At 40.1% G+C, this 21,674-nt stretch carries 19 protein-coding genes and 2 pseudogenes; 5 read left to right on the top strand and 16 right to left on the bottom strand.

What is annotated here, in order from left to right:
- Positions 1-33: 33 nt before the first annotated feature.
- Positions 34-978 carry a replication initiator protein A gene (locus ArsFIN_RS24360; protein WP_135679022.1) on the top strand — a complete coding sequence of 315 codons (945 nt, stop codon included), beginning with the start codon at positions 34-36 and terminating at the stop codon, positions 976-978.
- A complete protein-coding gene (locus ArsFIN_RS24355) occupies positions 975-1,916 on the top strand; it encodes an Rpn family recombination-promoting nuclease/putative transposase (RefSeq protein ID WP_135679020.1) in 942 nt (313 codons plus the stop codon). The genes ArsFIN_RS24360 and ArsFIN_RS24355 overlap by 4 nt, the downstream gene beginning before the upstream one ends.
- Positions 1,917-2,125: 209 nt before the next feature.
- Here the strand turns inward: ArsFIN_RS24355 and ArsFIN_RS24350 are convergent, their stop codons facing one another.
- From ArsFIN_RS24350 to ArsFIN_RS24310, 9 genes are all read right to left on the bottom strand, one after another.
- Entirely contained in the window at positions 2,126-5,320 is a 3,195-nt protein-coding gene (locus ArsFIN_RS24350) for a conjugal transfer protein TraG N-terminal domain-containing protein (RefSeq protein WP_026823970.1), read from the bottom strand.
- 299 nt (positions 5,321-5,619) lie between these two features.
- Positions 5,620-6,822, bottom strand: a complete 1,203-nt coding sequence (locus ArsFIN_RS24345; RefSeq protein ID WP_135678014.1) for an IS91 family transposase — start codon at positions 6,820-6,822, stop codon at positions 5,620-5,622.
- Between the two features lie 9 nt (positions 6,823-6,831).
- Positions 6,832-7,290: a hypothetical protein gene (locus ArsFIN_RS24340; protein WP_135678353.1), complete on the bottom strand. Its 459-nt coding sequence runs from the start codon at positions 7,288-7,290 to the stop codon at positions 6,832-6,834.
- 59 nt (positions 7,291-7,349) lie between these two features.
- A complete protein-coding gene (locus ArsFIN_RS24335; RefSeq protein ID WP_167876781.1) occupies positions 7,350-8,690 on the bottom strand; it encodes a conjugal transfer protein TraH in 1,341 nt (446 codons plus the stop codon).
- Between the two features lie 2 nt (positions 8,691-8,692).
- On the bottom strand, positions 8,693-9,070 hold the full coding sequence (gene traF, locus ArsFIN_RS24330) for a conjugal transfer protein TraF (protein ID WP_135679018.1): 378 nt from the start codon (positions 9,068-9,070) through the stop codon (positions 8,693-8,695).
- A 14-nt stretch (positions 9,071-9,084) separates the two neighbouring features.
- Positions 9,085-10,244, bottom strand: a protein-coding gene (locus ArsFIN_RS24325) for an IS3 family transposase (RefSeq protein ID WP_135677411.1) whose coding sequence is annotated in 2 segments (ribosomal slippage) — positions 9,085-9,965 and positions 9,965-10,244 — 1,161 coding nt in all. Because the reading frame shifts where the segments join, the coding sequence is not laid out codon by codon here.
- A 43-nt stretch (positions 10,245-10,287) separates the two neighbouring features.
- Positions 10,288-11,004 (bottom strand): conjugal transfer protein TraF, encoded by a 717-nt coding sequence (gene traF, locus ArsFIN_RS24320; RefSeq protein WP_135679016.1) that lies wholly within the window; start codon positions 11,002-11,004, stop codon positions 10,288-10,290.
- A gap of 2 nt (positions 11,005-11,006) precedes the next feature.
- Complete coding sequence (locus ArsFIN_RS24315) at positions 11,007-11,186, bottom strand: hypothetical protein (RefSeq protein ID WP_135679014.1); 180 nt, start codon at positions 11,184-11,186, stop codon at positions 11,007-11,009.
- A 339-nt stretch (positions 11,187-11,525) separates the two neighbouring features.
- Complete coding sequence (locus ArsFIN_RS24310; protein ID WP_081700715.1) at positions 11,526-11,885, bottom strand: VWA domain-containing protein; 360 nt, start codon at positions 11,883-11,885, stop codon at positions 11,526-11,528.
- Positions 11,886-11,924: 39 nt separating this feature from the next.
- Between ArsFIN_RS24310 and ArsFIN_RS24305 the strand changes: the two genes are divergently transcribed.
- Positions 11,925-13,084, top strand: a protein-coding gene (locus ArsFIN_RS24305; protein WP_135678034.1) for an IS3 family transposase whose coding sequence is annotated in 2 segments (ribosomal slippage) — positions 11,925-12,204 and positions 12,204-13,084 — 1,161 coding nt in all. Because the reading frame shifts where the segments join, the coding sequence is not laid out codon by codon here.
- A gap of 27 nt (positions 13,085-13,111) precedes the next feature.
- On the opposite strand, the pseudogene ArsFIN_RS24300 reads toward ArsFIN_RS24305, so the two are convergent.
- The 7 genes and pseudogenes from ArsFIN_RS24300 to ArsFIN_RS24270 form a co-directional block, all read right to left on the bottom strand.
- A pseudogene (locus ArsFIN_RS24300) lies at positions 13,112-13,486 on the bottom strand (DNA methyltransferase); the annotation flags it as partial.
- A 421-nt stretch (positions 13,487-13,907) separates the two neighbouring features.
- The gene (locus tag ArsFIN_RS24295; RefSeq protein ID WP_135678700.1) at positions 13,908-14,084 is read right to left on the bottom strand and encodes a Rop family plasmid primer RNA-binding protein; all 177 of its coding nucleotides are present in this window, start codon (positions 14,082-14,084) and stop codon (positions 13,908-13,910) included.
- A 48-nt stretch (positions 14,085-14,132) separates the two neighbouring features.
- A complete protein-coding gene (locus ArsFIN_RS24290) occupies positions 14,133-14,480 on the bottom strand; it encodes a plasmid partitioning/stability family protein (protein ID WP_135678702.1) in 348 nt (115 codons plus the stop codon).
- Positions 14,481-14,500: 20 nt separating this feature from the next.
- Positions 14,501-15,397, bottom strand: a pseudogene (gene parM / locus ArsFIN_RS24285) (plasmid segregation protein ParM domain-containing protein); the annotation flags it as partial.
- A gap of 313 nt (positions 15,398-15,710) precedes the next feature.
- Positions 15,711-16,262: a ProQ/FINO family protein gene (locus ArsFIN_RS24280; protein ID WP_135679010.1), complete on the bottom strand. Its 552-nt coding sequence runs from the start codon at positions 16,260-16,262 to the stop codon at positions 15,711-15,713.
- A 3-nt stretch (positions 16,263-16,265) separates the two neighbouring features.
- Positions 16,266-17,243: an Rpn family recombination-promoting nuclease/putative transposase gene (locus ArsFIN_RS24275; protein ID WP_135679008.1), complete on the bottom strand. Its 978-nt coding sequence runs from the start codon at positions 17,241-17,243 to the stop codon at positions 16,266-16,268.
- Between the two features lie 32 nt (positions 17,244-17,275).
- Positions 17,276-17,629: a hypothetical protein gene (locus ArsFIN_RS24270; RefSeq protein WP_135679006.1), complete on the bottom strand. Its 354-nt coding sequence runs from the start codon at positions 17,627-17,629 to the stop codon at positions 17,276-17,278.
- A gap of 254 nt (positions 17,630-17,883) precedes the next feature.
- Between ArsFIN_RS24270 and ArsFIN_RS24265 the strand changes: the two genes are divergently transcribed.
- Complete coding sequence (locus ArsFIN_RS24265; protein ID WP_135679004.1) at positions 17,884-20,475, top strand: type I restriction-modification system subunit M; 2,592 nt, start codon at positions 17,884-17,886, stop codon at positions 20,473-20,475.
- A 1-nt stretch (position 20,476) separates the two neighbouring features.
- On the top strand, positions 20,477-21,673 hold the full coding sequence (locus ArsFIN_RS24260) for a restriction endonuclease subunit S (protein ID WP_135679002.1): 1,197 nt from the start codon (positions 20,477-20,479) through the stop codon (positions 21,671-21,673).
- The last annotated feature ends 1 nt before the right edge of the window (position 21,674 follow it).

Genomic DNA, 21,674 nt, shown 5'->3' with positions numbered 1-21,674 from the left:
ACCAACAACCCTAGACTAGATAGGATTGAGGCTATGCCCGATCATACTGACAAAGTGAGAGCAAGCAAGTTGAAAACGTTACGCCCCCGTAGGCACGAAATAGATTTTTTTATTGCCGATGAGATAGAGCTTTCCAGCTTCCGTGATGAGATGGCGAGCATGGAGCATCCATTTTTTGCATTGAAAGCTGGAGATACGAAAGTTCGGGAGTACAAGAATGGATCTACCACGGTAACCGTTCGCCCTGCTGCGCAAATTGGGTTGGCTACTGTGTTTGATAAAGACATTTGGATTTATGCGATATCTAAATTACAAGAATCTATAAATAATAATGAGCCGGTAAGTAGAACTGTCTGTTTTACTCCGTATGATTTTTTTGTCACAACAAACAGAAGCAAAAGCGGGAAAAGCTATGATGATTTAAAGAAAGCTCTAAGGCGTTTAAAAGGAACAACGATAGAAACAAATATTATTTATTCTGAAGAAAACATAGATACAGAAAACTTTGGATTCATTGATAGATGGCGTGTCATTGAAGAAAAAAAAGGTAAGCTCGATATTGGTATGGTAGAGGTAACTTTACCTGACTGGCTATATCAGGCATTACATAAAAAGAAAATGCTGAAAATCAGTCCAGACTACTTCCGTATCAGAAAGGCGATAGACAGGCGAATTTATGAGATAGTCCGCAAGCATTGTGGCAACCAAGGGGAGTTTACCATATCCCTTGAAAAGCTGCATTTAAAGACGGGAAGTACCGCCTTATTGAAAATGTTCAGGCATAACATTAAGCAACTAGATAAAGCTAATGACTTGCCCGATTACAGTATTCGTTACGATGCTAAAGCGGATATGGTTATTTTTAATAACCGTAATCTGACGCCGGATCAGGAAGAGAAAGAGCAACAACGGGAAAAAGGTAAACGGGAAATTTATAAGTTAAAAAATTCACTGGCAGAAAAAAGGGCTAAAAATTGAGTAAACTATCCCACCACGACAGCCTGTTTAAGAAATTCCTCGGTGATATCACGATTGCAAGGGACTTTCTGAAAATTCATTTACCTGAAAAACTTCGTCAATTGTGTGATTTTAGTACGCTGGCGATGGAGTCCGGCAGTTTTATTGAGCCAGACTTGCGTAGCCAGTGTTCGGATATGCTCTATTCGGTACAGACGACAACGGGAGTGGGATATATCTATACTCTCATCGAGCACCAGAGCAGACCGGAAAAGATGATGGCGTTCAGGCTGTTAAGGTATGCGGTTGCTGCCATGCAACGGCATCTTGAGCAGGGCAACGACACCTTACCCGTGGTGATACCGCTGCTGTTTTATCAGGGGAAAACCTCGCCTTATCCCTACAGCACCCATTGGCTGGATTGCTTTGCTGATCCAGAACTGGCAAAGTCTGTCTATATGCAGACGTTCCCACTGGTTGACGTGACGGTTATCCCTGACGAGGAGATTGTCACGCATCGGCATGTTGCGCTGATGGAGCTTGTGATGAAGCATATCCGCACCCGCGATATGCTAGAGTTAAGTCATGAGATAGCATCCTTGCTCAATCAGTGGGTATTGGAGCCTGAGCTATTTCGAGGATTAATATGTTATATTGTAGAACGAGGAAATACTTCTGATGCAAAGCAATTTTTGTATCAGATTGCGGAGAAAGCGACTGATTATCGGGAGGTAGTGATGACCATTGCAGAGCAGCTACGGCAAGAGGGCGAGAAGCAAGGTATAGAAAAAGGTATCTTGAAAGGTCGTGAAGAAGGTATTCAGCTTGGCGAACAAAAAGGTAGGCAAGAATCCGCCAGAACCATAGCACGCCAACTTTTAGCCAACGGCGTTGATCGGGCGATTGTCAAAATATCGACGGGGCTGTCTGATACTGAGATTAATGCACTGATGGATTAATCGATGGAGCCATTTACACAAAATTCTTTACAGACTTTTTTTTGCTGCATTTACCCTGTGCGCCGTAAATCCCTGTCCTTCAGAGGCTGTCGAAAAAGAGGGATTTATAATAAAAATAATTTAATTTTTTCTTTAAAATCAAAACATTTAAATCATTAAAAACATGATATTACCTCTTTTGCGACAGCCTCTTTAGGGCGGGTAGGATGTCAATTTTTATCTATAAAACTACGCCATCCCTGTACAGCATAAGGTGTTATATCTATACCTGATATGGTTCTTTGATCTGAATTGTGAGGTATTTTATCCCCGCTGCCACCGACAAGCGCATTTGAAGCGTGATTGAATGTAGCCATTCCATCGCCTAGACGCATTGATCGTTGGGTCTGATTCAAGGCGGTGTACACTTGTGCATCAGTACCTGTTCCCCCATTCTCTCTATACACTTTCATAAAACGACTCGCTTGATCGTTTATTGTTTGAATGCCTCCTGCATTTTTTGCTACTGCTCCAAACTCTGCAAAGGAATTGCCTATATTTCGAGCCTGTTCTTGTGTGAGGCTTGAGCCTACTACTGAACGGTCTGTTATTTTGCTCAATTCATGTTGATCGGTTGCTTTAATGTTTTCGTAATCTCCCGTAATATTTTTCATTCCGTTCGTAATGCCTGTTCCAAGCTGCGTGAGTGATTCAGAGGTATTTACAGTAGAATGTGTTAGTGCTTCTGCGCTTTTCGCATTTCGGTCGGAATAAAACATTGCGGTTTGACCGTGTTCTTCTGCTGGAGAGAATTTATCTTTCAAATTTTCAAAGTGTTGTTGATTGAGACTCCCGTAATATAGGTCGGTTTCATTTTTGGCAAAATCTTTTTGATTTATGCCGTTTTGGTCTATGAAAGAACCATTATTATTTACGTCTGCCACACGCGCTGGTATTCCCCTGTTAACATCTCCTTCTACTCCGTTTGCAAGATTTGCGTTTCCTTGTACTTTTGATGAAGACAAACTTTCGGTATTGACACTAGGACCAAACAAATCATTTGCATAAGGAGCTAAAGTACCATTGTCATTAGCTGCATACAGAATCGCTGCTTGTTCTGCGTCTGAACGACTCATTGCTGTTGACAACTGTTGTGCATATTGCTGTTTCGATTTTTGGTATTCTTGATTTCCCAAGTTTTTATTATCAATACTGGTGAGTGTATCTTGATTATTTTCTGCCAAATAAGCCACTTGAGAAGGCTTAAAGGTTTGTTGCGTACCAATAGAATTATTGAGTGAGACTGCTTCATTGTAGGCTTTTTGTGCTGATTGTAATTCTGTAAGCGCGTCCTGATAACCACTGGTTCTTGAATGCGAACCACTGACTTGACCTTGTTTATTATATTGATAACCATCGGATAGAGAAGCAGATAGTTGATTTGCGTCAACTGAACTATCTCCTGTTTTCTTAGATATTTGATCTCCTGTTTTAATTGCTGTCGCATCAGTTTTTGCATCTACTACTGAACTACCTGAACGCACTGTACCCGTAATTGATCCTGAGACTGGAGATTTCCCGCCACCGCCTTTGTTCGGTGTTGATGTCGAAACTTGCCCCCCCACAGATGCAGAGATTGTTCCAGTTGAGTTTGTTGACAATGTTTTATTATGTTCCGACCCGCCAGACTCTAGTTTTGTAACTCCCACATCCTGATTGTGTGTATGAGTATCACCCAAAGTAAAATTAGAACCTTGGTTTATACCACCTGTTTCTGATAATCCCGTGCCGACATTTACGTTACTGCCACTTACCGCATTAAACTGTTTTTGTGCATTTTCGAGTCTTTGTCTTGATGATTGAAGATTGGATGATAGTGTCTTGCCAATATTTAAACTCGGTCCTGTTTGGTCTGTCCCTGTCATAGCTGATACAGCATTAAAGGCTGAATGTGATGATAGAGAAGACGTGGTGTTAATTGGTGCTGCATCGGTAGCTGCTGGAGCTAAAGGTGCTGAGTCTGGTGCGCTTGTGGATGATAAGCCACTTGTCAGCCCCATAAACGCATAGGACGAGCCAAAGACAACGAAAGCCCCCAATACAGGCACAGAAGCCATCAGATGCCCTGCTAGAGCGATATTTTTTTGCGTCACATCCAAGATATGATATAGGTCATTGAATGTGGTTATGCCAGACGACAACACGGATAAATCGGATTGGGTTTTCGTCAGTAAAATGGCGTTCATAATTGCCATTAGCGGTTGCCACGTTTGAACCCACAGCAAAACCAAAATGTATTTTAAGGTTAAGCCTATCCCCATCATTCCAAACGCCAGCGCAAACGCCACAAACGGTACTAATCCGTACACCGCAGCTTGCACAAATGATTGAAGATACTGTACCCAAATTAAGAAACTCGATCCCTCAGAAGCCCACTTAAACGATTGTTGTATTTGCGATTGATTCTTGGCAACCGCAGCATAATAGTGATAGGCGTTTTCATTCACCGTACTAGGCATATTCACCATATACGGGTACATCAACAACATTGTTTGGAATTGTCGTAAGTCAGTTCCCGAATTACTGTAAAACAGTAATGTGTTTTGCATACTATCTTCGGCAAAGGCAGATGTACATCGGTCTTTCGAGGTTACAGCGTTTTGATTACATCTCCTATTATAGGAGTTACGAACATTCATTATTCCGTCTGCTAACGAATTTTTCTCCCTTGCAACCAACGATTTAATGGCTTTCATAGCCTCTCTACACGTTACTTCCATTGTACCTGTAGTACCGTCAGCTTTTGGTAATAGTATTTTGCGGTTTGGACTCTGTGCAAATTCATCATTCATTGGCTTGTTCATTATGCTCAGATAACTTTGTGTACCCCTTGCTATATCAAACGAAAGGCACTGGCTGGTAAATGTTTGAATTGCCTTGTCAATATCTACACCATGAGAATATTTCGTCCACGTTAACGGATCTCGTGCAGCGTCATACATTGCTGACATCATATACAGTGGATCTATCGGACCGTACTCGGTCATTGAAGGAGTAGAAAAAGCCTGTTCTATCTTTTTTGAAAACTCATAACCTGTTCTGCTAATGATAGAAGCGGTGAAACCCACACCGAAAGGAACATTATCGACCGCACGAATCTCTCCCGTTGTCGTATCTTCTATCGTGACCCTAGTTGTAACCTGAAAGAAACAAAGGAACAGGACGATTGAAACCGCAGCATGTTGAAAGGATATTGTTCTCCCACTGTCTGCTGCTGCTTTTATGACATACCCTATAACGGCAAGTAACAAAGCTATTTTAAACGCACTCGTCAATACGCCATCGGTATTCAACATCGCCAGCGCATTGAATACCATTGAAAGCATGTCGGCAGCACCGCCCGTTGTAAATACTTTAAATTCCATCACCTATCCTTACTATTTTGCGCCATTGATGTTTGTCGGCATCTTCAACGGACTTGTGCCACTCATATAGGTATTGAAAATTTCCTGAATCCTTACCAATCCACCATTTTTGACAACATAGCTATTATGTACTTGAATGGTTAGGAAATTGAATCGCTTTTAAAGTGAGTAGCAAAAGCCATCCCTTATTGCAAAAAGGAGATGGGGATCGATTTATTGTGTTTAGTGCCAGTTAACATTTCCTCAGAGAGTGTAATTTCTAACCTGATTTCCTTATTTTAGACACATTAATCCTGCGTTTAGCTGCGTAACCATCGCTTTTTCTCCAGGTTATGCAGTCTTTCTGACAACAATTCCGTTGCTTTTTTACCCATTTGCGCCCCGGTGAAAAGCAGCCTGTCGCCACACAGAATACATTTGTACGGATCGGTACGCAGAAATCCTTTCATCAGCACAGAAAAACCTGGGTTCTCCGGTTTTTTACGTGCCGTCATCTCAAGTGCCTTATACACTTTCGGCAATAGTTTTCCCCGTTTACGATTCGACAAAAAACCAGAGTAACGCACCATTTTAAAATGCCTGGCCGGAATATGGCTTATATAGCGTCTAATCATCTCTTCCTGCGGCAGAGTCTGCTGCCGATGCTGGCCAGTTCGGTGGTCATGGTAGTGATGAACAACGGCACCCCCTCGGTAATGCCGCAGTTTTGACGCAGATACCGGTGGGCGTTTAAGGTAGCGACCGAGGTACTTAACACTATGCCATGCCCCTTTCGTTTTTTTAGCAAAGTGCACTTTCCAATAACGTCCGTACTGCGCCCTCAAGTAACGCCGCCAATGTTTTTTGTCACGGATATGGCCAAGACCGGGAAGAAGGCCAGGGTTAATTAAATCATAACTGTGACGCAGTAGTCGGATAACAGCCCCTCGCCAGATTTCTTCGACATCCTTTTTTTTGAAAAACAGCTTTCGCCATACACTATGTTTACTATCCAAACCCCCTCGAGTGACGGAAACATGAACATGCGGATGTTGATTGAGTTGCCGGCCATAAGTATGCAAGGCACAGAAAATACCAATTTCGATACCCTGTTTGCGAGCCAACTGCAGCATAGCTCGAGTGGCTGCCCGAAACAGAGCATTAAGTAGCGGCCAGTTATTGTTAAAAAAAGGCCAAAGGAGATGTGGCATGGTGAAAGTAATGTGTTGCCAGTCGCAGTCGGGTAAAATATGAACCTGCTGTGCTAACCACTGCTCGGTGGCTTTAAAGCCACATGAACTGCAGGCTTTTGACTTACAGCTTTGGCAGAAAAAACGGCTGTGAGAACAATCAGACGAAGCGCAACAATAGCGCCGGACACCCATGGCACAAGTGCCGCAGGCAAGCATGCGCTCCACAGATAAACTCGTCCACGAACTAACGCTATCGCCGTATTTTTCGAGGAATTTATTCCAACCGTCATCAATGGTGAAAAGTAGTTTAGCAGGACGAGGGATATACATCTGACTCAATTACCTTATGGGCATCTTGCCAAAGAAACAGAAATTGCCAGATTCGTCAGCCCAGTTATCGGTGTGTTTATCCCAGGGTTCAAAGGAAACAGGGATTATTCCTAGCTCCGTATAGGTGATGAATTCATCGGCAGGCAGACTTTCAGTTATTCCCCCCTCAGTGTAGTCGTATCCAGCGTCATCGGCTTGGTCTTGGCGTTGTTTAAAACCCCTGATAATCGTGACTAGCGGCGGGTAATACTGCGTGTCGAGAAAAAATTGGGGGCCGAGTCGGAGGCAGTGGCGTATGGCTTCTTTTAGGGTGTCATAAAAAAATTCAGGCGGTCTGTCATCATCATTTTCGGGTGGGAGAGAGAGCATAAAACGTTTCGGATAAACAGGCGCTGTGGCACGTGAAGTGACGGGCAGCCTGCCTGATTTAACCGGTTTACGCTTTCTGGGAGATTTATTGCGAGCCATCGAGATGAATCCCTGAAAAAAATTAACCTACTGCAGAGTATAAAACAGTACTTAACTCATTAACATCCCCGAAGCAGCACCGCTGCGCCGCTCACGCGTAGCGTGCTACGTTCACTTAATTCTTTTTTTGCTTCCTGTATTTTTTCAATTTGAATTTTCGTGTATGCCATCAGGGGATCGTCATTGCTCTGTATCATCTTCCCTAAACTCATTTCGGCAACATTGAGCATGGCATTTAAATACCCATAGACTGCTTCATAGGAAATGATAGGCGCAATAGAACGGTAGTAGTGCAAGGCTCTTGTGGTGTCTTGCCCTTCTATTAATTGATAGCCGTTCGTGACCGCCCCGTTCACATTAAACAGATATGCTTTTTGTAATAGCGCATTTGAAGTCTTGGCGTTACTGATATAATTTTCTAAAAAACCATCATCAAATAGTTTTAAAAAAATGTTTTCTAATCCATCTATTTTTATTTGTTTCGGTGACGGGTGAGCGCAGATATCGGTATCTGAACCACAACCATAAATACGAAAATTCGGATTATCCTTTGTTCCTTTCATTAAACTGTCATAAATTTCATTCATTGGAATAGGTGTGGCTACAGTATGGTTAAAAGGCATTTCGCCACTTGTGTTTTTGGTTGGTTTTTCTACTATCACCATTCCCACCATACTCATCACAAGCTCTTTTTGCTCTATCTCAGAACCCATAAAATTACTATTAAACCCGCCCCGATTTAACGCACACCACATTAAATTTCCATAGTGAGTACAAGGGGTGATTTTCCCCGCTTTTTCCGCAGTTTGGACTACAGGTTTTCTCCCCATAGGTTCGCTTGCTATTGACTCTATCGAATCTATAATTCCCTCAGAAGCAAGCGTATTACCGACCGCAGTTTTTGCATTTTCACTAAAGGCACTCGCCATATCGACTAATATCCCTTTGGATAATTGGCAAGAATTAGCACTATATTCATTAAGTTTTTGGATTAAAGCCTGTAATTTTGATATTTCGCCACCCAAAACAGAATCCATTGCGTTAATTGCAAGCTGAAAAGCAAGCCCTACGGAGTTAGCTGCAATGTTTCTTAATAACTGAACAAATTCATCAGCATTGATGAAGCTAAAAGAACCTGAAAAGAAATCTATGCCAGAACAGCCCGCAGAAATTTTTGGCGTTGAAATGTTGATTGGTGATATTGTTCTTAGTTGGTTTCTAACGACAAATCCACCGCCAATATACCCATCACGGGTTACGCTCTGGTATGATCCACTTCCAGTTGAATTTGACATAGAGCCAAACATTTCATTGAGTTGCGAATTAATGTTATCCGCATAGGTGATAGATGGAGTCGCCAATATCACAACAAGCATCAGTCCTAAAAATGTTTTTTTCATTTTCATTTTTTTGTTCTCAAATTGTCTTTTTCAACGGCTTTGCGAATGTACTCAACAAACTTTTCAGGGTTGTTTAATACGCCTTCTGGCATTTCTTCAAGTAGTCTACTGTCTATGTAGCCGTTGTCGTTGAAAGGTCTTGTGCTGGCGTATTCCTGCTCTGTTATTCCCCCCGCATCTTTGGCGACGAGTATTATCCTGTCTCTTAGAGTACTACCGCTAATCGCGCTGAATGAAAGTATCTTTATTTCTTTAGGCGGGATAGCTAAAGCCAGTGCCGGAACATTGGTGATCCCAAGTTTTTTTGCTTGACCGCTATCAATCCGAGAGGCTTCAAAAATATTATTTTTTAATTGGCTTCCGTCTGTAATGGTCAACAAATTCTGTAGAAGATCTAAGCGGCATTTTTTAGTTCATGATATTTTTGATGTGGCGTTAAATAACCAATCGTTGAATGGCGTCGATAATAATTGTAAAACTGAATATAATTTTCAACTTCACAGACAACAGATTGATGATTCATAAACGATAAACGGTTAAGTCTTTCTGTCTTTAAACTCCTAAAAAATCTTTCCATCACGGCATTATCGAGGCAATTACCTCGCCGACTCATGCTTTGAGTTATTTTCCGTTCAAAGAGGTGCGCCCTAAACTCCTCCGATGAATATTGGCAACCTTGATCTGAATGGAACATCAAACTTGTCGTATCCGGTAATTGCCGTTCAATTGCGTTATCTAAGGCTTCTTTCACTAATTTCGAATCCGGTTTTGTTGATAAGGCATAACCAATAATTTCTTTGGTGGCTAAATCCAACACACAGGCTAAATAGCTCCACCCATAGTGATGTCTAATATACGTGATATCCCCGACATAATAGTGATTATGCTGTTCAGGGGAAAATTGTCGTTTAAGCAAATTAGGGGCATATCGATGTTCGTTACCCGATGAGTGATAGTAGTGCTTTTTCGTTGGTCTAATTGCAACTAATTGATTTAATTTCATGATGTTCGATATTTTATAAGTGCCAATTTGGTGCCCTAAACCCTTTAACTCGGCTTGAATACGTCTTTTGCCATAAATTTGACCCGATGTATAAAAAATACGTTTGATTTCGCCACACAGTCTTTCATTTTCAACTGTCGGTATTTTCGTTTCATAATAAAAACTACTGCTGCTTACTTCAAAAAGATGGCATAACTCAGTGACCGTAAAATTGGGGTACATGATTTTCAGTTGCTTCACGATTTTGAGTTTTGATTGTCGAGGATGAAGTAAGCCGCGGCTTTTTTTAATATGTCATTATCCCTCTGAGCACGCTTAAGTTGAACTTCTAATTCTTGTATGCGCTGTTGCTCGGGTGTTAACGCTTTTGATTTTACAGGCGTATTCCCATTTAACTCGGCAAGATATTGTTGCTTCCATCGTGATACGGCAGATTTACCCGCACCGGATATTTTTTCAACTTGGATATTGCTATATCCACCTTCAACCATGAGTTTTGCATATTCCAGTTTTTGCTTTCCGCTAAAGGTTACTTTTACTTTTCGGGTCATATTTATACCTATAAGATTTTGCTTAATTATAAGCTATAAATCTCTACAGTTTTATTAGACCACTACAGTCAATAGATACAGGGATGATTGAAATCCCTGATTCTGTCTTAATAGCTCTTAATACCTCAACTTGCTTTTCGCACAATGAGCAACCTCTCCCCTTAAAGAAAAAGAAGATTCCCGCTTTTTTTGCGATAGTTTGTAGAACTTCTGTTTTTTTTTCTTCTGCGACACGGGATTGTTCCAGAGCAGCAAATGAAGATGTAGAACGCCTGTTGTTTTCATCGATGATAGGATCGGTGCTGGTTACGATTCTGGCAGTATCAGCGTACTTATTTGCCTTATCCAGCATAATCCTTTGAGCATAATAGTACCGCCTAACGTTTGTTGGTGTAGGATCATCTATTGCCTCATCACGGATTCTCTGTATGTTTTCTCTATACCACTTGACAGACCCTTTTTTTACTACAGGCTTTGGCTCTGGTTTAGGCTTTTGTTCGGGTTTAGGTTTTAGCTCTGGCTTTGGATTAGGTTTTAACTCTGGCTTAGGCTTTTTCTCCGCTTCTATCTTTTCATTGTAAAAAAACCAACCTTCATTTTTTTTCTCTATCTCTTTTACGCCACCACCTGTTACCTTCCCCCCTCTATCGATAACGCTGATTTCCTCATCAGTTTTGCTGTTTTCGTATGCAAATGAGTAAGGTAGTGTAAACATACTAGCGATGAACAGAGAAGTGAAAGTTGATTTTTTCTTATTCATTTTCAAACATTCTCGCTGTATATGATGTTGCTTATCAATTCCGTTAAAAACAGTTTGTTTTTGTTGTCGTGTAAACGTGCGGCTTTCAAAGATTCACCCAACTTGTTGTTTTTGGTGTACATAGCTTTCGTTACATAGTTTTTCGAGTATTTCAGTTCGTGGCAGACTTGTTCCAGCGTCATAGTTCGCCCGTAGTTCATAATAAGAAGATTTAGGTTAATATATGCCGAAATTTCTATGTCAGAGCAAAATGGCGTTAATACATCAAAAGGGCGTATTTTATTTAGATCTTTGCAGATATATGTTTTCATGTTCGTCTCTGTGAAGTGGGAATCTTGATCTTTTCGGGCTGAGAGCAGTCAATTTTTTATAACCTCGGTGTGTTTTTGTATTTTATCAATTTAAAATTGTTATTTTTTTCATTTGGTCAGAGATTTAGTGCAAAAAAAGCCCCCGTGAAGGAGGCTGTAAAGCAGGGAATCAACAACAACGGCGTTAAATCAAAACATAGTTGTTTTGGATCAAAGCGTATTGTTGATATATTTCTCGCAATAATTGATGATAGTCTCTTCAATTTGGTTGAAGTCTGTTATCATCACAAAGTTTGACGTAAACTGTTTAATCATTTTTTCTGTAATTTCTTTGTTTTTTTCTGAAGGTAGAAAGATTAATGAAATCACTTCAATGCCTTGAGATTTTGCGGTTTCATATGACTTTTTCGCAACCGAAACATCGTTAGGCTCACCATCAGTAATCACAAAGATAATTTTCTTTTTTTGTTTAGCGAGGCTTGTTTCTGTTATTACAGGAATCAGGGCTTCTCCTAGTGGAGTTCCTCCTTGCGCTGCTAAACTGTAGTGGTCTAATAAAACTGTAGAGATTTATAGCTTATAATTAAGCAAAATCTTATAGGTATAAATATGACCCGAAAAGTAAAAGTAACCTTTAGCGGAAAGCAAAAACTGGAATATGCAAAACTCATGGTTGAAGGTGGATATAGCAATATCCAAGTTGAAAAAATATCCGGTGCGGGTAAATCTGCCGTATCACGATGGAAGCAACAATATCTTGCCGAGTTAAATGGGAATACGCCTGTAAAATCAAAAGCGTTAACACCCGAGCAACAGCGCATACAAGAATTAGAAGTTCAACTTAAGCGTGCTCAGAGGGATAATGACATATTAAAAAAAGCCGCGGCTTACTTCATCCTCGACAATCAAAACTCAAAATCGTGAAGCAACTGAAAATCATGTACCCCAATTTTACGGTCACTGAGTTATGCCATCTTTTTGAAGTAAGCAGCAGTAGTTTTTATTATGAAACGAAAATACCGACAGTTGAAAATGAAAGACTGTGTGGCGAAATCAAACGTATTTTTTATACATCGGGTCAAATTTATGGCAAAAGACGTATTCAAGTCGAGTTAAAGGGTTTAGGGCACCAAATTGGCACTTATAAAATATCGAACATCATGAAATTAAATCAATTAGTTGCAATTAGACCAACGAAAAAGCACTACTATCACTCATCGGGTAACGAACATCGATATGCCCCTAATTTGCTTAAACGACAATTTTCCCCTGAACAGCATAATCACTATTATGTCGGGGATATCACGTATATTAGACATCACTATGGGTGGAGCTATTTAGCCTGTGTGTTGGATTTAGCCACCAAAGAAATTATTGGTTATGCCTTATCAACAAAACCGGATTCGAAATTAGTGAAAGAAGCCTTAGATAACGCAATTGAACGGCAATTACCGGATACGACAAGTTTGATGTTCCATTCAGATCAAGGTTGCCAATATTCATCGGAGGAGTTTAGGGCGCACCTCTTTGAACGGAAAATAACTCAAAGCATGAGTCGGCGAGGTAATTGCCTCGATAATGCCGTGATGGAAAGATTTTTTAGGAGTTTAAAGACAGAAAGACTTAACCGTTTATCGTTTATGAATCATCAATCTGTTGTCTGTGAAGTTGAAAATTATATTCAGTTTTACAATTATTATCGACGCCATTCAACGATTGGTTATTTAACGCCACATCAAAAATATCATGAACTAAAAAATGCCGCTTAGATCTTCTACAGAATTTGTTGACCATTACATTACCGGACGGCCTTTCGCCAACAGATAAGCATTTTCGTGGCTGTGCCCTAAAAACCCAGTTTTTGACGTATAGCGTTTCTTGAAAACGAGATGACCCACAATACGGAAGCCGGATTTTTTCCACGCATCAACAAATTTTTCAACCCGATTCCAGCCGTAAAAACTGACCATCAGACTATTGGGCTTCAATACACGAAACATTTGTTGACAGGCTGGCAATAACCAGTCGTCGTTTTTATCGTTGGCAATTGATCGCCCTGACCTGTCGGTATAATCAACCAGATATGGTGGGTCAGTTAAAATAAAATCGATTGCATTATCAGGAAAAGTTGACATAATTTTCTGGCTGTCGCCTTGTATAAATCGGGACATGGTCGTGTCTCCTATTTAGTGGGACAGCAGGAGGTGACCCCATGTCACCGTTCCCTTACTGCCCGATGTCACGAAGCCATTGACCATTTGGGGTCAAGTGGCTTTCGTGGAATACCGGAGCCATGTATGGCGAGGATATGCCGCGAAAGCCACTTGAAGGCTTGCCGTCCCCTAAAAATGGGCGAATGGCAAGCTGGCATCGGGCAGTAAGGGAAATCCTTCAAATTTTAAATTAATGCGATGGATAAATCTGATTTACAGGCGGAATTCAATTTATTTAAGCGATACGCTTTTTTTCACTATGCTTCTGACATCCCGTAGGGAAACATCAGCGGAGCCGCCATTAGCGGCGACATCCTTATTTTTATGAATAGCTACAGTATTTTGCTTGTTTTTCTGTGAAAAGAATAGGAGTGAGTAATCATCTTTCCAGTGTTATCTTCAAATTAAGATAAAGTTCTTCTGCCATGTCGTGCAAATCTTCGCACTCATCTGCACAATCATCCAGATTAAGTTGATTGAGCTTATCTAAGAGTATTAATGTTTGGCTTTTGATAAAACCCGCCATATTGAGGGCTGATAGTTCTTGTTTGTTCATCGTTTGTTAAAAGAATTAATACATTAATGAGAGAGTTGATATCGCCAATTATCTTTTCAGATTTGATAACATAGCAGACACATTTTTTTCAGAAGAAAGTTCATTAGTCGCCTCATGCTTAAGTTCTACAGATTGACTGATTTTTTCTCTGCCTGTTGTCTGCTCTAAAATTGAATAAAAATTATTAATATCAAACTCTTTAGAATAGAAAGTACTAATCAATCCTAACAAACGACTATCAATCTCGGATAAGGCCGCCGCCGTTATTATTGCCTGACGATAAAAATCGCCTTTCAGTTGACTAGGTAAGTTTTCAATAAAGTCAATGGCCTTTTTATCCTGTTGATATATTGAAGGATGAAGGTAAGCAGTGATTTTTTTTCGACTATTATTCATAAAGTTTTAACCTTATTCAGTTAAGACAAAGCAATCGCTTTAACTAAGGCTAATTGCGGTTCAAAAATTTTCTCTACCTTATGATTTTTAAAATAATCGTTAACATAAGAATAAATAATTTCAGCCCCCCCACCTGTTAAATAAATTCGATTAATATTATTAATTTTCTCAATCTCAGAGATAACTCTGTCCGCTAAATTTTTAGAACCTTCAATCACAACTTCAGTAATATGCGTGATTTTTTTCGGGTCATTAATGACTTTTTTTAATAACGCCATATTATTCACATTTTTAATAACTTCATCGGCAATGTAATAACTACTCGGTGATGAGGCAAGATAAAGTGCATTGATAACAGATTTAGTCAGTTTTGATACGCCTATTTCAGAATTACCTTTAATCTCTGAAATATTATCTAACAGACCTTGAATTACCGCGCAATCTAATGTTGTGCCACCTAAATCAACAATTAAGCTTCGTTCTAAAGAAGAAATATTATCTTTTATTAATACTTCTCTCACTGCAGGAATAGACTCAGGCATCACCATCACGTTAACGATGTTAAAGTTTTCCCCTTTATTTAGATTAACTTTCCTTAAAATATTTTCTTTTTTTCGCTGAATGTTTTTTTCGTTAATTTGCGCATCTTCCGTAAAGAATTCAGTAACAGGAAGCGTCACAGTCAACTCAATATCTTGGGGGAGTAAACCCGAAGTTAAAAGCGCATGGTGAATGGCGAGTCGGTTAAGCGCGCTGTATTGATAGGACACGTGCGTGGTTTCAATAACAGAACTACTCCCGATATCGAAAGTATATTTTTTATCGTCAACTAAATAATTGAATACGGGATTATTACTCAATATCTCAGTATTCCAACCTTCTTTAAAGCTATTTGGTGATATATGTGTCACTATTTTTTCATTTTCTAGCTAGGCTAATTTAACGCTAGTAGAACCATCATCACAGGCAATTTTCAACATAAATAAAACTCAATAAGAGTGATTATATTTGCACAACTTAACTCAAAACGAGTTAAATTTCAAATAAAAACTCATTATGAGTGTCAATAAAAATAAAATTAAACATAAATAAGCAAATGTAGAGCATTAACCAACTCAAATTGAAACAAAAAATAACAAAACCTCAAATTGAGACCACACAAGAAAAGATATGCTTTTTATCATATTAAGATAATAACAATCTTGCTCACTTTGAGATTATTGTCTTTGGTTATATCTTTTTCTTGTTTCGCCGCGCTAAACGTTGCAGATTATCCTCAACATCCGCTTGGGTAACTTCTCCGACTATCTGACCGTCTTTGTCATAACGAAACGCGCCTAACTGAATGAGTCCGCGATAATCAGCGTGATGACCAATACTGCCTAAACAGGCTCTCAAACGCCTTCTGGCTATCGGTAAACACTTATCCTTAACCTCTTGCCACATATCCTGCTGGATACCAATTTTCATTGGGCATAACTTGCCATCAGGGAAAAGATAAGGCCAAAACGTGGTTATCTGTGAGATGGCTTCTTCTAACGGCAATCGATTTTTTGGCGGAGTCGGTGGTTTTGGTGTTTTAACCTTCACTGCCTGTTTAGGTTTAACGACAGGTTTCTTGGGTTGCTGTTTTGCTACTTTGGGAAGATGAGGCTTTTTTACCTGTTTTTTGGGCACAGCATTCACCCATACCTTTTTACCGTAAGCAGGGGTACTTGAAGTCTGTTCTTCTGGTGAAGCCTTTCTAGGGCGATTGAGGTTTAATTTCTGGCGTTCTTTCATGATTCAATCTTTAAACAGGGTGCTCATTTCAGCATCAGTAAGCCCTGTTGATAGTTTCACAATATCTCTTTCTACGCCTTTATCAAGAAGTTGGCGCGCTATCTTCATCGAAGCCTGTTTTTCACCCTTCTGCATACCCTCTTGAATGCCTTCAATTTTACCTTCTTGGCGACCTTCGGCTTTACCTTGTTGCATACCTTGTTGCATACCTTTCTTGATTCCAATTTCTTCAATCTGTTGAGCAATAGTCATAAGTGCGCCTTCGTGTTTCTCTGATTGTTTGGCTATCTCGGTGATAAATTCCATGGGCTTTTGTGCGTTACCTTCTTGGATGAGATAGTTAAACATGGTGATAACTTGATTATCGGTATAATAATTATACGACAACAATTTAACAATGCTATCCAGTAGCTCGGTCATATCCCTTCTGCGAATGTGCTTTTGGAGTAACTCAAGCAACGCTATTCGCTTGTGTTGCATAATCTCACCATCATCAAGTGTGGTGACATCGGCTAACTTAAAAGGATTGGTGTAGATACGTTCTGCTAGTTTCCTGTCTTCAAAGCAATCAAGCCAATCAGTGCTATAGGGGTGAGGACTCTGTTCACCACAATAAAATAACATTGGGAAAACTAACGGTAATTGCTTGTGTCCGGCTTCTAGGTGCTTCTGCATGGCAGCAAGGCTATAACGCATTAATCGCCATGCAATGAGCTTATCAGGAGTGGATTGGTGCTCAATTAATATATAGATATATCCGCTTCCCTTTGAGATACTGACTGAATAGAGAATATCACTCTGGTAATTTTTCATCTCACTATCGATAAAAGAGCCAGATTCCACTTTTAGGCTCTCTAAGTCGCATAGTGCTTTAATCTCATCCGGTAGCCAGACATCAAAGAAGTCTTTTGCCGTCTCTTTTTCGCTTAGAAATTGTTTAAACACAGCATCGTGTGGGGTTGGGGTGAATTTTTTATTCATCTTGTAATGTTCGCTTTTAACTTAGAAAAATATCAATGAAGAGAGTTTGAAGGACAAGGTAAAAAGACCTTATCAGCCATAATCTCTTTGCTCACTTCCTCAAAATCATCAACATCAATCACATAGATTGTTGATGAATTCTTTGGTACAAAGTAAAAATTAACGGGAGAGAGGGAAAGCTCATTAAAATTAATGTAACTCACCTCTCCGACTTCCAGAAATGTTGATAATCCCTTATCAATACAGTAATCGGCTGCTTCATCGTAAGTATCAAAAAGTTGTGAAGAATGCTGATTATTAATATCAAATACCAAAAACGGTTTAGCTACAAAAGCATTGTCTTTACGTTTGATGTTTAACTTTTTCAAACTGCGGGTTTTACTCATCTCATATTTTCACTGTTTACATAACAAATTGCATCATAACAAACGAAAGCGCTATATTGAATGAGCAATCTTTTCACTACATGACATTAATTTTTTAACAATTGCTCCGGATTGACGATGATCTGACAGACGTACTGTCCTACACTGGGAGCTTACGCATTTGATGACAGACCCTAGCAAGAAGCTTTTATCAAACGTACAATCAAACCCTAAAATAGCCTTTTCAAAAAGAATTGCTCTAAACAGGAATTATAGTGAATAAACAACAGCTTGCGGCAAAAATATGGGAATCTGCCAACCAGATGCGCTCTAAAATTGAAGCCAACGAATACAAAGACTACATACTCGGCTTTATCTTCTACAAGTATCTAAGCGACCAGTTGGTGCAGTTTGTCACCAGACAGGGAATGACGCCCGAAGACATCAAAGCGCTCAATGAAAAAGACGCTGACACCGTTAAATACGTACAAAGCAACTTGGGCTACTTTATTGCCTACGATAATCTGTTTTCTACATGGATTGATCCAACATCCGAATTTGATGAATCTAACGTGCGTGATGCGCTCTCGGCCTTTAGCCGTTTGATTTCGCCAACTTACAAAAAACTGTTTGAAGGCATTTTTACCACACTGGAAACAGGTTTAAGCAAACTGGGTGAAAGTGCAGGCAAACGCACCAAAGCCATCAGCGACTTACTACACCTGATCAAAAGCATCCCCATGAATGGCAATCAAGGGTATGACGTACTGGGCTACATTTACGAATACCTGATTGAAAAATTTGCTGCCAATGCAGGTAAAAAAGCCGGTGAGTTTTACACGCCTCATGAAGTTTCGGTACTTATGTCGAACATCATCGCTCATGAGTTAAAACACAAAGATACCATCAAAATTTACGACCCCACTTCCGGCTCTGGATCGTTGCTGATCAATATCGGTGAGGCATTCGAGAAATACGCGAAAAATAAAGACTGTATTACCTATTACGCTCAAGAGTTAAAAGCCAATACCTACAACCTAACCCGTATGAACCTCATCATGCGCGGTATTAAAGCTAGCAACATTAAAACCCGAAATGGCGACACCCTAGAAGACGATTGGCCGTATTTTGATGACAGCGACCCGCAAGGCTCATACTACGCCTTGCATGTCGATGCCGTGGTGTCCAACCCCCCTTACTCACAAAACTGGGACCCCAGCTTTAAAGAAAGCGATCCACGCTATTCACGTTTTGGCCTGGCACCTAAAACCAAAGCCGATTTTGCTTTTTTGCTACACGATCTCTACCATCTAAAACCTGATGGCATTATGGCTATCGTACTACCTCATGGTGTTTTGTTCCGTGGCGGTGAAGAAGGTAAAATTCGCAAGCAACTCATTGAACAGAATCACATTGACACGATTATCGGTTTGCCAGCTAATATCTTTTTTGGTACTGGCATTCCCACGGTGATTTTGACACTCAAGCAAAAACGCCAAAACAACGATATATTGGTGGTCGATGCCTCTAAACATTTTATAAAAGATAGCAAAAACAACAAACTGCAAGCCAGTGATATCAAGCGCATTACTGATGCGGTGATTAACCGCGAAAGTATCGACAAGTTCTCGCAACTGGTGAGCAAACAAACCCTGCGCGACAACGGTTACAACCTCAACATATCGCGCTATGTGGATTCCTTTGCGACAGCAGAAAGCTGGGATTTACACGCCACCATGCTCGGCGGTATTCCCAATAGCGAAATTGCCGAGCTACACAATTTTTGGCAAGCGTTTCCGCAATTGCACGGCGCTCTGTTTACACCAAAATCCGCCGCTTATAGTGAACTACACATTGACAAACAAGCTGTTAACACCTGTATTAGTGAGCACCCTCAAGTGCTAGCGTTTATCAGCGCCTATCACCATGCTTTTAATGGCCTTGATGACCTTCTAAACCGCCAGTTAATTCAAAATTGGGAAAACGTACCACGTAACCAGCAAGAGGAGGTATTAAGTACCGAGTTATTTACTCGCTTAGCTCCCATAGCCTTAATCGACAGATACCAAGCTTATCAATTTTTGAGTAACCAATGGCAAATTATCAGCGCTGATCTAGAAATGATGCAAACCGAAGAGTTTGCCGTCACCAAACAAGTTGACCCCAACATGGTTATTAAGAAGAAAAATGGCCAAGACATAGAAGTTCAGGAGGGTTGGAAAGGTCACATACTGCCGTTTGATTTAGTTCAACAAACCTATTTGAGTGATGACTTACAAGCATTGAAAGATCAAGAAACTCGCCTAGCGGAAATCGCCAACGAGTTGGAAGAAATTCTAGAATCACTAAGTGAAGAAGAAAAAGAACAAGATACGGTTAAAGAAAGCAAAGACGGCTTTGCTAATGTCGAAGTCGGTAAAGCTGCCAAAGTGTTCTTAAAAGAGCAAAAAGATCTTAAAGCTAAATTTGCCGAAGACAGCTATGAAGCAAAAGTCATTCGCGCGAACACATTAATTGATGAAGAAAAAGCCCTGAAAAAAACGATCAAAGATGCCACTACTGCCCTGCACTTAAAAACCAAAACCACCATTGAAGCCTTCAGTGATGAACAAGTGAATAATCTACTGCACTTGAAATGGATTACACCGCTGTGCAATGAACTTGCGGCGATGCCAAACACAGTAATTACCCAGCTCACCAGACAAGTGCAAGCCCTTGCCGAAAAATACGCCGTGACCTATTCGCAAGTGGCGAATGAAATAAAAACCACCGAGCAAGAACTGGCACAAATGATGGGTGAACTCACTGGCAACGAATTTGATATGCAGGGCTTAACCGAACTTACCAACTTATTGAAGGGTGAATAAGATGAGTATGGATAATAAAGTGCCTGAGGTTCGGTTTAAGGGGTTTAGTGAGGAGTGGGAGGAAAAGGGACTGGGCGAGGTGTTTACTTATGAGAGACCTGATAATTACATTGTTAAATCATCTGTATATTCTGATGAGTATCATACACCAGTACTAACTGCTAACAAGGGGTTTCTTCTTGGCTATACTCATGAGAAATCGACATATAATGATCCGAGTATTATTTTTGATGATTTTACTCTTGACTGTAAATTTGTTGATTTCCCTTATATGGTAAAATCGTCAGCGATTAAAATTCTTACGGTAAAAAACAGTAGAGAAGATGACCTTATATTCGCATTTCATTTACTGAATACCGCACAAATTGAGGTAATGGGGCATGCCCGACACTATATAAGTGTTGTACAAAATACAAAAGTAAGTATACCTAAGAAAAATGAACAAATCATGATCAGCAACTACTTCCAAAAGCTCGATAGCCTAATCAATCAGCACCAACAAAAGCATGACAAACTCAACAACATTAAAAAAGCCATGTTAGAAAAAATGTTTCCTAAACAAGGTGAAACCATACCTGAAATCCGCTTTAAAGGGTTTAGTAGGGAGTGGGATGAGATCAGCTTGCTTGATAGCATTGAACGGATTATTGACTTTCGAGGCCGCACGCCTAAAAAGCTAGGCTTAGATTGGAGCTCTTCAGGGCACAGAGCGCTGTCGGCTTTAAATGTTAAGCAAGGCTATATTGATTTTTCAATTGATCCGCATTTCGGTGATCAAGAGCTGTATGATAAATGGATGAGTGGTTCTGAACTCCATCAGGGCCAAGTGCTTTTTACTACAGAAGCGCCAATGGGCAATGTGGCTCAAGTTCCTAATACTGATAAATACATTTTAAGTCAGAGAACAATCGCTTTTATAGTTAAATATGGAATTATTGCGGAAGATTTCCTGGCAGTTTTACTTAGAAGTTCTAAAGTGTTTCGAGAGCTTTCTGCACTATCTAGTGGTGGTACCGCTAAAGGGGTAAGTCAAAAAGTTTTAGCTAATCTAAACGTTTCTATACCCACTGATTTGGTCGAACAGTCTGCCATCGGCAACTACTTCCAAAAGCTCGACGCATTAATCAACCAGCACCAGCAACAAATCACTAAACTCAATAATATCAAGCAGGCCTGCTTGAGCAAAATGTTTGTCTAGG

This window comes from Arsenophonus nasoniae, assembly GCF_004768525.1.
GTDB classification, from domain to species: Bacteria; Pseudomonadota; Gammaproteobacteria; order Enterobacterales; family Enterobacteriaceae; genus Arsenophonus; species Arsenophonus nasoniae.
Note: the sequence above shows the minus strand (reverse complement) of the source record. Positions and strands in the feature narration are given on the sequence as shown.